Origin of the sequence: Paenibacillus polymyxa (genome assembly GCF_018614975.1) — a bacterium.
Lineage (GTDB): Bacteria > Bacillota > Bacilli > Paenibacillales > Paenibacillaceae > Paenibacillus > Paenibacillus polymyxa_E.
This window is the reverse complement of record NZ_JAGGNR010000046.1, coordinates 1-15,342: the sequence shown is the minus strand read 5'-3', so window position 1 is coordinate 15,342 and position 15,342 is coordinate 1. Positions and strand designations below refer to the sequence as shown.

Annotated in this window: 13 protein-coding genes; 10 read left to right on the top strand and 3 right to left on the bottom strand. The window is 39.8% G+C overall.

From position 1 onward, the window contains the following. Window positions 1-78: 78 nt before the first annotated feature. The 7 genes from J7E78_RS25855 (at window position 79) to J7E78_RS25825 (ending at window position 5,724) form a co-directional block, all read left to right on the top strand. On the top strand, window positions 79-558 hold the full coding sequence (locus J7E78_RS25855) for a hypothetical protein (protein ID WP_215079270.1): 480 nt from the start codon (window positions 79-81) through the stop codon (window positions 556-558). Between the two features lie 16 nt (window positions 559-574). Then, complete coding sequence (locus tag J7E78_RS25850) at window positions 575-1,807, top strand: hypothetical protein (protein WP_215079268.1); 1,233 nt, start codon at window positions 575-577, stop codon at window positions 1,805-1,807. A gap of 260 nt (window positions 1,808-2,067) precedes the next feature. Beyond that, window positions 2,068-2,673, top strand: a complete 606-nt coding sequence (locus J7E78_RS25845) for a hypothetical protein (RefSeq protein ID WP_215079266.1) — start codon at window positions 2,068-2,070, stop codon at window positions 2,671-2,673. A gap of 127 nt (window positions 2,674-2,800) precedes the next feature. Beyond that, window positions 2,801-3,721 (top strand): hypothetical protein, encoded by a 921-nt coding sequence (locus J7E78_RS25840; protein ID WP_215079264.1) that lies wholly within the window; start codon window positions 2,801-2,803, stop codon window positions 3,719-3,721. A 155-nt stretch (window positions 3,722-3,876) separates the two neighbouring features. Continuing rightward, the gene (locus tag J7E78_RS25835; RefSeq protein ID WP_215079261.1) at window positions 3,877-4,755 is read left to right on the top strand and encodes a hypothetical protein; all 879 of its coding nucleotides are present in this window, start codon (window positions 3,877-3,879) and stop codon (window positions 4,753-4,755) included. 420 nt (window positions 4,756-5,175) lie between these two features. Continuing rightward, window positions 5,176-5,361: a hypothetical protein gene (locus J7E78_RS25830; protein WP_047842110.1), complete on the top strand. Its 186-nt coding sequence runs from the start codon at window positions 5,176-5,178 to the stop codon at window positions 5,359-5,361. A 36-nt stretch (window positions 5,362-5,397) separates the two neighbouring features. Continuing rightward, entirely contained in the window at window positions 5,398-5,724 is a 327-nt protein-coding gene (locus J7E78_RS25825) for a hypothetical protein (RefSeq protein WP_215079259.1), read from the top strand. A gap of 103 nt (window positions 5,725-5,827) precedes the next feature. On the opposite strand, the gene J7E78_RS25820 is transcribed toward J7E78_RS25825, so the two are convergent. The 3 genes from J7E78_RS25820 to J7E78_RS25810 all read right to left on the bottom strand — a co-directional run bounded on the left by J7E78_RS25820 (window position 5,828) and on the right by J7E78_RS25810 (window position 11,300). Then, on the bottom strand, window positions 5,828-7,507 hold the full coding sequence (locus J7E78_RS25820) for a type 2 periplasmic-binding domain-containing protein (RefSeq protein ID WP_215079257.1): 1,680 nt from the start codon (window positions 7,505-7,507) through the stop codon (window positions 5,828-5,830). Window positions 7,508-7,652: 145 nt separating this feature from the next. Further along, window positions 7,653-9,263, bottom strand: coding sequence for a response regulator transcription factor (locus J7E78_RS25815; protein WP_215079255.1), 1,611 nt, complete (start codon window positions 9,261-9,263; stop codon window positions 7,653-7,655). A 231-nt stretch (window positions 9,264-9,494) separates the two neighbouring features. Beyond that, complete coding sequence (locus J7E78_RS25810) at window positions 9,495-11,300, bottom strand: sensor histidine kinase (RefSeq protein WP_215079253.1); 1,806 nt, start codon at window positions 11,298-11,300, stop codon at window positions 9,495-9,497. A gap of 276 nt (window positions 11,301-11,576) precedes the next feature. Here J7E78_RS25810 and J7E78_RS25805 point away from each other — a divergent pair, with 276 nt between their 5' ends. From J7E78_RS25805 to J7E78_RS25795, 3 genes are all read left to right on the top strand, one after another. Further along, window positions 11,577-12,434 carry an ABC transporter permease gene (locus tag J7E78_RS25805; RefSeq protein ID WP_215079317.1) on the top strand — a complete coding sequence of 286 codons (858 nt, stop codon included), beginning with the start codon at window positions 11,577-11,579 and terminating at the stop codon, window positions 12,432-12,434. Between the two features lie 15 nt (window positions 12,435-12,449). Further along, window positions 12,450-13,322: a carbohydrate ABC transporter permease gene (locus J7E78_RS25800; protein ID WP_169479013.1), complete on the top strand. Its 873-nt coding sequence runs from the start codon at window positions 12,450-12,452 to the stop codon at window positions 13,320-13,322. A 584-nt stretch (window positions 13,323-13,906) separates the two neighbouring features. Next, a complete protein-coding gene (locus J7E78_RS25795; RefSeq protein ID WP_215079251.1) occupies window positions 13,907-14,998 on the top strand; it encodes a hypothetical protein in 1,092 nt (363 codons plus the stop codon). Window positions 14,999-15,342 lie beyond the last annotated feature (344 nt).

The following is a 15,342-nucleotide window of genomic DNA, read 5'->3' as shown; positions in this document are numbered from 1 at the left end:
CCTTGAACACAAGAGGTTATGTGAAACTTCAAAACAAATAAATTGATACAAGTATATTAAAAGAAAGGGGGATAAAAAATGTTTAGGGACAAGGTTGCCCCGTGGCTATTATTCGTTCTTGGTGTCTTATTGGGATTAAACCTTTATGATTTTAATGAGTTTCAGCTTAATGTATTTAATATAGGTGCATTTTTTTTGACTCTTACTGGTTTGAATTTGGGTTCGTCTTCTAGCTCTAGGAAGAATTCCATTTTGAAATTCTTGAAAAAAGTGAATATAAGCATAGGTATATTCATGATTATATTGGCTGCTTTTGCTAGCGGGTTCAAATATTACGATATTCTTTTTGAATTAGTGAATGATATAAACACTAATGCTCTTCTTTTAATAGGTATAGCAGTAACGTTGTGGTCCTTTAAATTGTCTGACGAAAGACAAAACATATTGGTTGATAAAAAAGACGAAGAGAATTTTAAATTCAGAGAAAAATATCTAGAAGAAAGGGAATTGAGAATAAAATACCAAGAAGAATTAAATAAGTTAAGGAAAAACAATTGAAAAAGGAGCAATAACAATGAGCAGAATTGAATTTAAACTAGAACAGAATGAAGATGAATTTCTCAAATCTTGGAGGGTCATTGATTTTGCAAACAAAATTAATGAACTGCATTATAAGCATGAATTGCTAAATGAAGTACGAAATAGAATAAAAGGAGGAGAGAAGCCACAGAATTTCTTTGTGTTTGATAAATCATTCAGTATTCACAGAAGTTATAGATATTTAGGAACACATAAGTTAAGTAGTAAAAACGGAGTGAAAAACCTCTATCATTTAGGGAGTCCAATTCCTTTATACTCAAACCCTAAAATTGATGCAATAAGGTATATATTTGATTCTTTTTCTCGAATGTACACAGAGTTTAATAAGGAAACAGGGGAAGGACAAGTTAAGCTGGATAAGAATAATCTTTATTTTTTTGTTAAAGAAGCTATGACATCTGATAAAACAATTGAAATTCATAAGTACCAAAAATATTTAAATACATACATTTCAACAATTGTCGATCCTAAATCTAAAAATAAAATGAGAGATTTAGTTTCTGAAGAATTGAAGAAATTACGAATCCGATACACGGATAGATACGAAATACAGAAAAAAATGATTGAAATAGAAGAAGAGTTCAAGTTAAATAAGACTGAATCGCTGTATAAAAATTATTATGAATTAGTAAGTAAAGTACCAGGAGCATTTGAACGTAGCTTCATAAACAACAAACGCCCTATTGTAGGCGTTTATAACGAAGAAAATAATAGTGTTGAGATACTATGTAAGAACTTTATTAAGCAAAAGGTCAAAGAAGACAGACAGTTTGATTTAAAAAACATAAGTCATAATAGTCCTTATGTTATTGTTTTCCTAGCTACTTACGTATTGGCCCAGTTATTTTATCAAATGTATGTCAATAAAATTGATAGACTTCAAGTCCAAAACGAAATTGTTCTTGATGATATTGAATTAGTGTATGAAGGTTATGAAGAACGAGAACAATCCAATACTGAGGCTGAAGAAACTCAAAACAAAACTCTTATATTGGAGGAGAATAGAAATAGATTAAAAGAAGTTGCTGTTACTTTAGAGAGTGCAGAGCAACAAAACGAAATAGCTAGTACACCGCTAAGTGTAGAAAACACGCTAACTCATATTTCGAATTCTAATATAAGTAAAATGGCTATAAATTTTGATCAAAATGGATTCAGTAACGGAAGCTTATACTTGTCAAAAACTGATGAAGAAAATAATACTTAAAAACTGCATATAAAGAACTGAAAAGAGTTAAGAAGCATCACATAACATAATAATTCTTGCTGCGGCTCCTCACGGAGCCTTGGTCTGCTGGAAGTATTTTAAGTAAGAGTTTCAGCAGACACATTCAACTAACGTTGAACGTTCTGAATACAGGAAAGTTATGTGAAATACCTAAAGCTAAGAAAAAAATTTACACTGAAGCATATTTCGAATCCTTCGTAAAAGTATAAGAATTCATCTAAAATAAAGAGGTGTTTAATATGGTCAAAAAAGTGCATGACTGTTATATCGACAAAATTAGCATTATTGGATGGATCATCGAAGCTTGTTACATTTTTTCAATGACAGTTTTTATATTTATTAGCCATGAAACTGAAGGGTTTTTACACACTCATACATTCAAATTATTCGCTTCACTTTTTGTTTTTTTCGGTTTGTGGCACTTTTCAGTTAAAAAGTCATCTTTCAAAAAAATGTTATCGGATATTCTTCTTAAGACAGTTGCATTATTTGCTGCAATCGTTGTAATTGGGGAATTAACAGGAGTGATAAAAACAACAGGATTATATAGTGCCTTATTTTATCCCACTACACTGCTATTGATGTTTTGGCTGAAAAATAGAAAAAGCAATTGGCCGGGATTTTCTGAGAAGTTATCTGCAAGTGAATATAGGGAGAAGAAGTTTGGCTTGAATGCTAAAGTAATTCCAGATGTTCTTTGGTTCATTGTTATTTTGATAGCCGGGGTTCTCAATGTTTCAACTATACTTTACGTTTTGCTACTATTGCTTAGTTTTGGAGTAGAGATTATTTTTGTAGCATTTTATAGCCATAAACAGAAAATGAATAAAATTAGATACGAATAAAATACTTCACATAACATAATATTCACGCTGCCAACCTTCGTCCTGGGTCCGGCACGCCGGACAATCAACTTGTGCTAGATCGTGAATACAGGAATGTTATCAGAAATCAGATGAAAGGAATAGAATAATGATACCCTCAATAGAAAATATCGTGCGGCTCGATTTTCTTAAGTATCTAGATGGTAAAGAAAATCAAATCTCCGTGCGTACGAAACAGAGATATTTAAGTGATATTAATAAATATGTAGAAGACTATATAATTAAATCAAATATAATTAACGGATTAGACAAATTCTTTGTAACAAGAGATATAGAATTATTTCTAAATAACAGAAGGAGTTCAACTGCACGGGCAACAATAGTGAATTTTATGAATTTTCTTAAGGAATATGGACATCTCAGTCCTTTGAAATATATTGAACTGAGCGATTATCTTAAGTCTTTAAAACCAACAAAAGTCGAGAAACAAATGAAGTTCTTCTATGATGAGGAGTTAGCTTTTTTATTAGGTAGTAAGATACATTATGGTAAGAAAGATACTGAAGAAGCTAAGATCATACTCCAACTAATTTTAATGATGTCCTATCATTTGATATTTGAACAAGACCATTTAATTAAACTCAATTGGTCTGATGTTGATTTGGAGAACAGGAGAATTAGAAATCTAAGAATAGATAGACTAGCGTATGAATGGATTACACTGAATAATGACCTATGTCAAAAGTTAAGCCAACTTAGACAAAATTATAAAATAGTTAGAATTAATACTCCGGTATTAACCTATAAGGGAGAAAGACTTGATACTAACAAGATCAATTCATTATTATCAATACTTAAGCGTAAGTACAATTGGAGCATCTTGAATAGTTCTACAGACATACAAAAAATAAATAGAAGTAGAATATTGCAAGATTTAAATAAATCAGAAGGAAAAGCAACCATTGAAATTATAAAGATTACAGGATTTACAAAACACACACAATTTGAGCATGCTCTAGAAGAGTTTTTATTGAATGAATATTCAAAGATTCCATCTGACATCAGCTAACATAAAATGAACGCATTGGGCGGGCATACGTCCTCAGTAATGATGGAAAGATCTCGGGGAAGTAGGCAGCTTGATACACCAGGCATAGGTCAGGCGTCGTTTATCAGGAAACATTAAGCAAAATGCGAAAAAAATAAGAATAAAGGATACAATCAATGAAACTAAGTAATTACTCTATTGATGAAATTAGAACAATATGCAGACATCAACTGGAGATGTTTGAATTCTGGTCAAGAAGAATTATTGACCAGAAATTTACAGAAAAATATGGGAAAGATTTTATAAATTACCAAGTTAGAGACGGAGAGTTTTTACTAAAGAAATCAATACGTGATGGAGTTGTTGGTAGATATAACAGCAAGCCAGGTAGATACTCTAGATACGTAGACGCATTGTTAGTAGAAGATATAATAACAATTTTAAGTCACCCAATACTTTATAAAGAAATTTTTCGAGAGCCTCTATTCAATGCTTATCCTGATGGTAAAGATGAAGTGAGAACCTTTCTTAGTAGATTAATTCCTATTAGAAATAACCTGTCTCATGCTAATCCAATTTCTATTAGAAATGCGGAACAAGTTGTATGTTATACGAATGATTTTATTGATTCTTTAAAAAGTTATTATCTAAAGGAGAACATAGGCATGCAGTATAATGTTCCGCTAATCTTAAAAGCGATTGATTCTCTCGGTAATGAGGTTTATAGAAATAAAATGAATGTTTCTGGTATCGGAGTTCTATGGGACACAACAAAAAATCCTATGAATTTTTTAAGACCTGGAGATATATATCGATTAGAGGTAGAGATAGATTCGTCTTTTAATGCGAGTGAATATACAATCTCTTGGAAACTGAATCATGAAGAACAACGAGGATTCAGAAACAAGCCTTACTATACTATAGATATTTTAGAAAAGCATGTTTCTTTAAGTTTGCCAATTGAGTGTGAGATAAAAACAAATAAGGAATGGCACAAGTATAACTATTATGATGATAATTTAACTATCAAATTACGTGTTCTACCACCAATTTAATTATCTAGTGTGATTCAAAGAAGCAAGTTAGATCACCTTACACAATATTTTAAGCTGTTACTGATGGAAGCTTGGTCTGCTAGAGAAATTTTGAGAGATATTCCAGTAGACCGGACTCGAATGAATGGTATAACTTATATCCAACTCGTGTATTCATTCTGGGAAGCGTTCCTCTTTGTTTGATATGAGAATAGCTGAAAACTTGAGAGTCAATACTATTTCGATACCGATGGAGTAATCGGAATTTTTTATTTTAATTCGATCCCCGCATTAAAGAGATTATACTTTAACTTACAATATGGATTAGAAGAAGACATAAGTGTACAACATCGGGTACGGATGAATCGCATTAAAAATGACTACTCACGTCTAGTCTTAACAAGACACGATGCAGTTTAGACCCATCAGAGAGGTGGATGTATGAGCCGGTTGCTTGACTTATTGGAAGAGGAACGGCGCAAGCTTAATCAGCTTGGAGAGGCATCCTTGAAGCAAGCGATTCCGTTGTGGGACAACCCCGAAGTGCAAGAACAGAGCCGAAGGGTGGACGAACTGGTGGCTCGAGTGGGTGAAATGAAGGCGAGACATAACCGAGTTGTACGATGATGAGTGAGGTACATAATGCACAGGGGAGGATGAGCAATGAATTTTCCATCGTGGTTGCAACAAGCGATCCAGGCAAGGCTAGATGAAGTATCTGCCCGAATCGAGCATGACCCTGAGTTGAGTCGTGTACGTGAGGAAAAGGACGAAGCGTTCGAAGGATTGTTTGCTGGCAGAGATATCGAGCAAACACCTGAATATGCTGAGTGGGAGAGCCGATACATTGTCAGTAAAGGAATAGAGAATGAGCGGTTATACATGCAAGGGCTAAGAGATGGCATTCAGCTCACAGTTTCCTTATTGGGCCAGTCGATGTTTGAGGAGACAAATGCAAAGGCTGATCAAACCATTAACGCGAACCCATAAGTCAGGGGGAGCGACCCCGATCTTAACTTAAAAAACCAGCCGAAGCGGTAAATTACACGCTTCGGCTGGTTTTTTAACGCTCTACTTTTCAAAATCCCAATTCTTACTTCGCACTTACCGATTTAAACCAATCATTCACTTCTTGCGTGATCTGATCTCCGCCATTGGATTTCCAGTTAGCGACGAATTGGTCAAAGGCATCAATTGGCAGATTGCCGTAGATGATTTTGTTGAAGGTTTCCATCTCGGACTGGCGGAGCAGGTTCCATTTGGATACCATGGTTGGTGTTGCGGCGCCAGTGAAATAGTTTTGTTTACGGACGTCGATCTGGGACATAACGACTTTACCTGCATACCAGTTTTCCGGTTTACGGAATTCGGCCATTTGTTTCTCGTAAGGTGTTTCAGGCTTCTCGCCGTTGGCCAGCTTCACGAGTGTTTTCATGTACAGATCCGGGATACGCGCCGGGCCGGTCAGGAAAGGGAATTCGTTGGAGAAGTCTTTGATCTTCTCTTTGTCACTGGTCGGTTGTCCGTCAATGATATCCCAGTCGTAACCTTTGGCGAAGCCGTATTCATACTCACTGCCCGCTTTCGGGTTCGCAAGGTTATCCAGCAGGTAGTTGTAATACAGGAAGATGGCTTCCGGGTGCTTCGCATCCTTGTTAATCATGATACTTGCGTTGACACCAGAGTTCTGCCACTTCGTACCGATCTTGCCGTCTGGGCCAGCTGGAACAGGGTAAGCTTTATACTTTGAGCCAGGTACGTTCTTCAGCAGGTCAGGTGCAGGCCAGTCCGGTACCCAGTTTGCGCCAGGCAGAATGCCCGCTTTGCCAGCTGTCCAGCTTTCAGCGGATTTACCTTCGTCCCACAGAGCGGAGTCAGCGTGGATATAACCTTTATCCATCCATTCAGCCAGCTTGGCAAGAGCTTGTTTGGCACCCGGGTTAACGGAGCCGTACTCGAGATTACCGTTCGCGTCTTTGTTCCATTGCTCCTCGATTGTGCCGTATGCACCGAACAACCAGTCGAGCTGACCCATCCAGGTGTTGGTGTTATTTTTCAGCGAGATCGCCAGCGGGAATACTTTGTCTGGAGACAGACCGTCCGGGTTCTCGTTTTTGAATTTGTCCATGATGTTCTCAAGATCTGCGATGGTCTTCGGAGCTTCCAGGTTCAGCTTCTCCATCCAGTCCTCGCGGAGCCAGAGCAGCGTATCGTCGTTATCGGTGTACTCCATGATCGGCATGTTGTACTTTTTGCCGTCCTTGGTGAACGGATACCACAGTTCAGGTTGTGCTGCGGCGTGATCTTTCAGGGTCTGACTCGCATACTTGTCGAACAACTCATCGATGGCGATGAATTGACCGGAGTCGATCAGCTGATTGGTCAATACCGCATTGGTCGGTACGGTTACAAAATCAGGCAGCTTCTCGCCAGAGGCGATAGCCAGTTGCAGCTTTTGTCTGTATTGATCGTCATTGGCCGGATACCAGGTATCTTTATGCTTCATACCCAGCGTTTCCAGCATCCAGCGATCGTGCACGTTATTTTCTTTGGTATCTCCTTGCACGTATTTCTTCGGCATTAATACCGAACTGAACTCGATCGGTGGATCATATTTTCCTTTAGCAAAAGCAGCTTCTGCTTCAGCTGAGCCGACAGTTCCCGGCGTATTATCGGTACCATTGTCACTGGCTGTCTCGCCACTGCCGCACGCAGTGATCGTGATGAGCGCGATAACCATGAGCAGTGACCACCATGTTTTGAATTTGATCATTGTTCAATCCCCCTACGGTGTATGATCTTTACAGTGTAACTGTACCAATTTGTACGGGATGTCATCTATATGAGTTTTTTAGTTTCGATAGGACTCTCTTAGTGAATGTTCAAATGAAGTTCAAAAAATTCGGTTTTCAGTCATGTTATTTATGCTGGTCTCTGTACTCTTGCGGCGTGACACCGAACTGACGCTTGAATACTTTAATAAAATAAGCCGGGTCCATATAGCCAATCTCCATGCTGATTTCATATATTTTTTTGGTAGTGGTGATCAGCTTGTGACAGGCCCGATCCATACGCAGGCGCGAGATATAATCACTAATGCCTTCGCCGGTTTCGATCTTATAGATTTTGGACAAATGGGTCGGGTGCAGATTGACATGGTCAGCGAGCACACGCAAAGATACATCCAGATGCAGGTTCTTATCTGTAAAATCCTGAATCTTCTTCACATACTCGGAACGGATGTCCTTGATCTCGTTGGACGTGCCTTCTTTGAGTTTGCCCAGCACACTGAGCGACCATTTCCGAAGTTTGCTGATGGTAGCGAAAACTTCCCCACTTTGCAAACCCTCGACATCATTTCCCATTAAAGTGGTCAGAGTCAGCTTGTTCCGGTGGGCAATATTGGTGAACGAAGCTGTAATAAGAAAACCAGCCTCCATGCAATGCTCCCAGGATTCCGACCATTTCTCATCCAGCTCCGCACAGACCGCGCGTATTTTCTCTTCGGCGGCATCCCACTGTCCGCTCTCTAGCAAACTAATAAAGGTGGGCGGGGTGTACAGTACATCCAAAGGACCTTGTGCCGCAGGTGTCTCGACATCGCTGACGCGCATGACGAATTCGCGTTCGTCTCCGACGATCTGCCGGAAGTAGGCCGACGCCTGACGGAAGCGATCGTAAATCTGTTCCGGGAAGGTGAACCACTCGGTGATGACGATGGAGAGGGAGCCTTTCAGAAACTGTTTTACTTTGGATTGAAGTTGAATCGATAGCTTCTCCAGCATGGTTTCTTTGCCAATATCGCCTTTCCGTTCTTTCAACTGAAGCAAAAACACCAGATATCCGTGCTCCTCCTTCACCCCCCACACTTCCATAAACTCACCCATAATCTCTTCCGCCATATTGATGATCGCATATTCGATCAAAGTCTGATCATTGCTGTCATAGTGTCCGAATTCTTCTTCCAAACGAACTAGCATTAATGCGGCATCCCCGGTATGGAAAGGCAGATCGTAATTGGCGAGCTTCCGCTCCCATTCGGCAGCGGCGATTCGTTGTCCCTGCAAAGCCCCCAGGAGCAGTCGTCCTCTTAAATGGGGGAGATTCTCCCGCAACGTAAACTGCGTTCGTGTCAGTGAACTGACCAGTTCCCATTCATTGTTCAATTGATCAATGGCCTTCTGAACAGCACCCATTAGTTCATCGTCTGTGGGCGGCTTCAGCAGATAGTCCACGGCTTCGAACTGGATGGCTTTTTTGGCGTAATCGAATTCGGAATACCCGGATAACAGAATGCATTTTATTTTTTTGTCCCGGATGCGGATGCGTTCAATCAGTTCTATGCCTGTCATTTCGGGCATCTGGATGTCCGAGATCACGATATCGATGGGGTGAGTGTCGATCATTTGTAATGCTTCGTGGGCCGAGTAGGCTTTATGCACCTGTTCGATCCCCAGTGTGTGCCAGGGCTTGGTAATGGACAGGTTATCCACCCAGTGTGCTTCATCGTCTACGATCATCATTTGCATGGTGTATTGTCTCCTTGTTGGTTGAACGCAGACATCTGTACACTTGCCACTCCGATGACAGAATAACCTTTCGATCGCTGTTATCCCCAGATTTATTGAATGAATTTTATAATGTGTAAATCTGGTGATAAAGGCGAACGCTTTGCTTCTTCAGGTTTTTTCTGTCCTCTGCGTTATCGTGTACGTGATCTTGTTCAAAATTAAATCGTCAATTTATTGTTTGTATTAACTTTAACTCTTACAAGTATCTCCTCGCTCCGTGTCCTCGCTTGGTATCTCCCAGATGATTTCGGTTCGGAATCCGCCAAGTAGGGATGGGCCGAATAGGAGGTAGGAATGGCTTCCAAATGTGTGCATGATTCGTTGATTCGTATTCCAAAGGCCGCAGCCCATTTCTTCCTGTAACGGCTCCTGCATCTTCAAGTTCAGCGCTTCGTACTGTTCCGGGCTGAGACCCGGGCCATCGTCGTCGATATATATTCTGCCAAAACCATTCAAGCGCTCCCCGGTAATTCGAATTTCCCCAGAAGAATAGGACTTCGCCACACCGTGTATGACGGAATTCTCAACCATGGGCTGAAGCATTAATCGCGGCACCGATTGGGCAAGCATGTCCTCAGGGATATCGATGTGATATTCAATCCGGCCATTGCGCAGCTTCTGAATATCCAGATAGTTGATCAGCAGCTTGATCTCTTCCTGAAGCGAAGATGTCTCTTTTTCCATACGGGTGGTATAGCGGTAGTAGGCACTAAGATTATGCGCCATGGAGACCACGGCTTGCTCGTCCTTCATCTGGGCCATGTTGATGATATAACCAAGACAATTATATAGGAAATGCGGATTGATCTGCGCCTGTAATTGCTTCAGCGTTGCTTCCCTGGCTCTAATCTTCTCATGGAACACATTCTCGATCAGATCCTGAATCTGATGGGACATATCGTTGAATCGGCGGAACAGGAATGAGAATTCATTCTGGTTTTTGCTATGCAGTCGAACAGAATAGTCCCCTTGTTCTACACGGCGTAAGCCTTTGATCAGCTGTTTGATCGGATACTGGACATTCCGGTACAGCAGGATGGAAGCCGAGATTCCCACAACGAGTAGCAAAATCATACTGGTGTAGAACAGATTCTGACTGAGCGAGATGGGTTTCAAAATCTGATACAGCGGGATGACATCAACCAGATGCCAATCCAGATAGGTGGACTTCACGGAGCTAACCAGATATTTCTTTCCGTTCAGTTCGACCACGTCCTGTGTAGTATCCTCTGGCGAGTGCGTATCCAGATACTGAGTGAGTGCAGCGGATAACTGCTTGTCCGCGCTGCGATTCAGAATGGGTTCATTTCCTTTGTGATATAAGAAAGGATCACCTTGTCCGCCAGCTTTATACGTATCCAGCATATTCTGAATGTTCTCATAGCTGAAGCTGGCTTCAATCACCAGATTGCTTCCAGTGAGCATTCCTGGTTGGGCAAGGGAGTCCGTATAGAACCAATAGAAGGATTTCATCTCATCTTGTGATTCGGCACTTTGGTCCCCATAGGTCCATTGTCCGCTCATATTTTTTTTCAAATAGGCCTCATCATATCCTGTAGTTCGGTTGTAGTTGGCGATGACATCCTCATTCTGCTGTGAATACACCGCATATCGGGTAGGCCATATATCGGTAACGCTCGTCTGAAGCGTCATCTTCTCCTGAATCACATAACGGGTCTGCATCCGGTCATATCGATCATCCCACATGTTCAGGCCGTTGAAGGCTCTGACATTCGGATCACGGGAGAGAATCAGGCTGAAATCCATCATCTGATTGATACGGGAGTCGATCTGACTGGACAAGAACGTGAGCTGCTTCGTGTTGGAGATCTGCAATTCTTTGCTGACGACATCATAGGTGACGTTATTCGAGTAGGTATACATGATCAGGATCGGGATGAACAGGACTACAATTAAGAGGTTAATTTTGGCGAATAGGCTGAAGCGGGAACGGGGTCCTTTTTGAAAAGGCATATAACGCTTCCATGTATGCATTAAAAGTCTCCTTTAAATTCGTGTGTAAACAACCCCTCTGAATGAATTTCCTAATAAAATCTTATGGAGCCTAACAATGTTATATAGTCAGACCCGAGAGTGGCTTGATACTATTTATATCAGAGAACCCCATCACACACAAAAACTTTTTTTGGGAACAGGAGCAGTGCTATGGAGGCTAAATTGGAGGGTAAACCGGTCCCGCAGGCGAACATTGGGAACAAGCTGGAACCAAAAAGAAAAAAACGCTATAAACAGCCGTGGATTCTGCATTTCATGGTGTTGCCAGCGGCCATAATGGTCTTTATTTTTTCATACATTCCGATGTCCGGGATTTTGATGGCATTTCAAGATTATAAACCTGCACTTGGTTTTTTTAATTCCGAATGGGTAGGACTGAAGCATTTCAGGTACATGTGGGAAAATGATTATTTCCTGCAAATCACGTGGAACACGCTGTTTTTTGCCTGTACGAAGATTGTCATGAACCTGATCATTCCATTTATCTTTGCCTTATTGCTCAACGAGGTGCGGAAGATGGCATTGAAAAGAACGATTCAAACGCTCGTATATCTTCCACACTTTCTGTCATGGGTAACGTTATCCGGTATCCTGATCGATATTCTGGCTCAGACGGGGATCGTCAATCAGTTTCTGGTCTCGGTATTCGGCATCAAGCCGATCTTCTTCCTTGGGGATGGTAGCTGGTTCCGATTCACAATTATTGCGAGTGATGTCTGGAAAGAGTTTGGATTCAACACGATTATCTTCCTCGCGGCATTGTCCGGCATTAATCCGTCACTTTATGAAGCGGCTGAAGTGGATGGAGCGGGACGCTGGAAGCAAACGATGTATATTACCATCCCGGCACTGATTCCCATTGGGATCGTAATCGCAACGCTGGCACTGGGTAATGTGCTTAACGCCAACTTTGACCAGATCTTTAACTTGTATAGTCCGTTGATTTATCAGCAAGGAGATATTATTGATACGTTTGTGTATAGAGAAGGTCTGCTTAGTGGACAGTTCAGTTTCGCTACCGCGGTGAATCTGTTCAAATCGGTCATCAGCCTGATTCTGATTGTGATCTCATATCGACTGGCTTACCGATTCGCCGGATACCGAATTTTCTAGAAAGGATGACGAGACATGTATCATAAAACGATGCCTTACCGCATATTCAGCATATTCAATAATGTGTTATTGACCATCCTTTCGCTGCTCTGCTTGCTGCCTTTATATCACTTGCTCATGGTATCGCTTAGTGCATCCGCACCTGCCAATGCCGGGTTGGTTACGTTCTGGCCGATTGGTTTTACGTTAGAAGCGTATGCGAAGACATTTGCCAATACCAACTTCCTCTCCTCCTTGTGGGTGTCCGTGGAGCGGACGGTACTGGGTACTGGACTTGCGTTAATCGTTAATACGATTGCAGCCTATGCGCTTTCCAAAGAGACGCGGGTGTTCCGCGCACGTAACATCTATCTGTGGTATTTTGTCATCACGATGCTGTTCAGCGGTGGTCTCATTCCGGGGTACATCCTGATTCTGAAGCTGGGATTGATGAACACATTGTTGGCCTTGATCCTGCCTGGATTGGTCGCGGTGTTCAACATCATTCTGTTGCTTAATTTCTTCCGTACGGTTCCGAAAGATCTGGAGGAAGCTGCATTTATCGATGGGGCAGGACATTTTCAGACATTCATCAAAATCTATCTGCCTGTCTCGGTACCCGTTATTGCAACAGTTTCGCTCTTCATGATGGTCGGTCACTGGAACGCGTATTTTGACGGGATCATCTACATCCGTGATGCGGAAAAGCTGCCACTCGCGACATTCATGCAGACGATCATCGTGCAGGCCGACATGTCGAAGCTTGATCCGGAAGCAGTTGCGAACCTGTCCCAACGGACCATTCGGGCTTCGCAGATCTTTATCAGTGCACTTCCGATCCTGCTTGTGTACCCGTTCCTGCAACGTTATTTTGTAACGGGGATCGTGGTTGGTGCTGTTAAGGAGTAGTTGAATGTAGAAAATGAATAGGGTTGTGAAAAAGGAGTCACTGAACTGGGGAAGGCCAGGGAGGTGGCTTCTTTTTGGTGTTTTACTTGTATGTAAGTATTTATACAAATAGTGGTTTATTCCTATTTAATGAATTTTATCTTATATTCCTTAAGGGATCAGCAATAAAGTCTTCTTAGTTAAAGTTGGTTACCTCGATGTTCGTGAATAAAATATTATTATCAGTTTTGGATCTTACTTTTTGTAAAATATTCAAATACAAATTGAAAAAAAATCTAATAAAACAAGAGATGATATATTTTAATATAAAGTGAAACCAAGACCAGAAAACAGAGTAGTATAAAATAAAAGAAACAAGAAAAATTTTCAATGTAAGCAACTTGTAATAATTTAGTAAGAGTTTCTGAATATTCTATTAAAACTGAGTTATGGAATTTGCAACTATGAAAAGTTTATGTGTATTAATTGTATTGGTGTACTTATTTTATGTACGCAGTAAAAGGTTTTCACTGTAAGCGTAGGTTCATTAAATACATTAATCATACATAGGACGGCAAAACCAAATATTTATAGGAGTGATTAGTATGAAGAAAACTTGTTTAGATGTATTCAATCCAATATTTGTTGGAGAAAGCAGAGCAAATCAATTTGATAAAAGTCTCTTTTACGAAACACTTCTTACAAATGATAAGATTGTCCTCACAAATGGTCACTTTTTGGATTGTGTAGAACTTTCTACGAATAGTTTACCTAAGTTACTCAGATTACTCGACAAAGATGAGTTATCAATATTTTACGACTTTGTACCAATTCGTTATATTAAACATTCAGAAGGGAATATAATGATTGAATTAAAAATAAACAAAAGTATTGATTTAGATCATTTTAATGCTGACGAAAGATATAAAAGCTTAAAAAGGAACTACAGAAGATTAATTGATAGGAAAATTCAAGTATTAGACTATAACCATATTGATATGAATAGGTTATGTGAGTATGCATGTTCGATACTTAATGACAAACAACTATTGGTAGATATATATAAATCTACTAGACCAAATCATTTATTAAATGACGTTTTAGATAAATTTGAATATAAAGTTACTGTGAAAGATGGAATATTCTATATTGAATCTGAAGATAACAACTGTAAAAAACTATCTAATCTCCTTGTTGGAGAATTCTTAACTACAATAATTAGGTCTTATATCAATATACTATCTCAAATTGAGACAAAAGCAGATAGTTTAATCCTAAGTAACTCAAATCGGAAGATATTCGAAAAGTTGTACACTGATGAATTAAATAAATCTACGGATCATCTTAATGAACTTCTTACAATAGAAAATATGCCGGATCTCGCAAGTTATTTTCGTAATAAGAGAATTAATATAAGCGACGTATTTGAACTTAGAGATAAATCACAGAGTATAAGAAAGTTCATTAATGAAACTGAATATAATTCAAGTACAGAGTTTTATAAAGAGTATAGAGATAGAGTTGAAAACCAATATAAATTTTTAGAAGGTAAATCATATAAAACAATAAGAATGATTTTGACTAGTGTTATTTCACCATTAGGAGTAGCACTTGATTTATCAGATGTATTTGGATTTACAGATATTGCAATTAATAAATTCAGGCCTACTTTAAGACTACAGGATATACTTAAATAACGATTTTCAATTTTTTTTTTGTAAGTATGCTTGGGCGTGTTGGAAATCCGTACTTACGAGGAGAAAATGATGATTGAAGCCACGATTGTACGAGTTTACGAGCATAGATCAGGCGAATAAGGGGGCAAAGCAAGCGATTGGATGTTACCGAGGTGGGTTAAACACACAATTCATGGGGAGTTGACGCGTTAGGGAATCCACTACGCTTCGACTTGACCTGATGCGAAGTGAATGACTCCGTCCAAGGTTTCAACGACATGTGGGAGGAGGGTATGCAGAGATCGATATAATTACCAATGAAGAGTTCAGACGACAAGGGCTAATTTGAACCGCTCCCTGTAAAG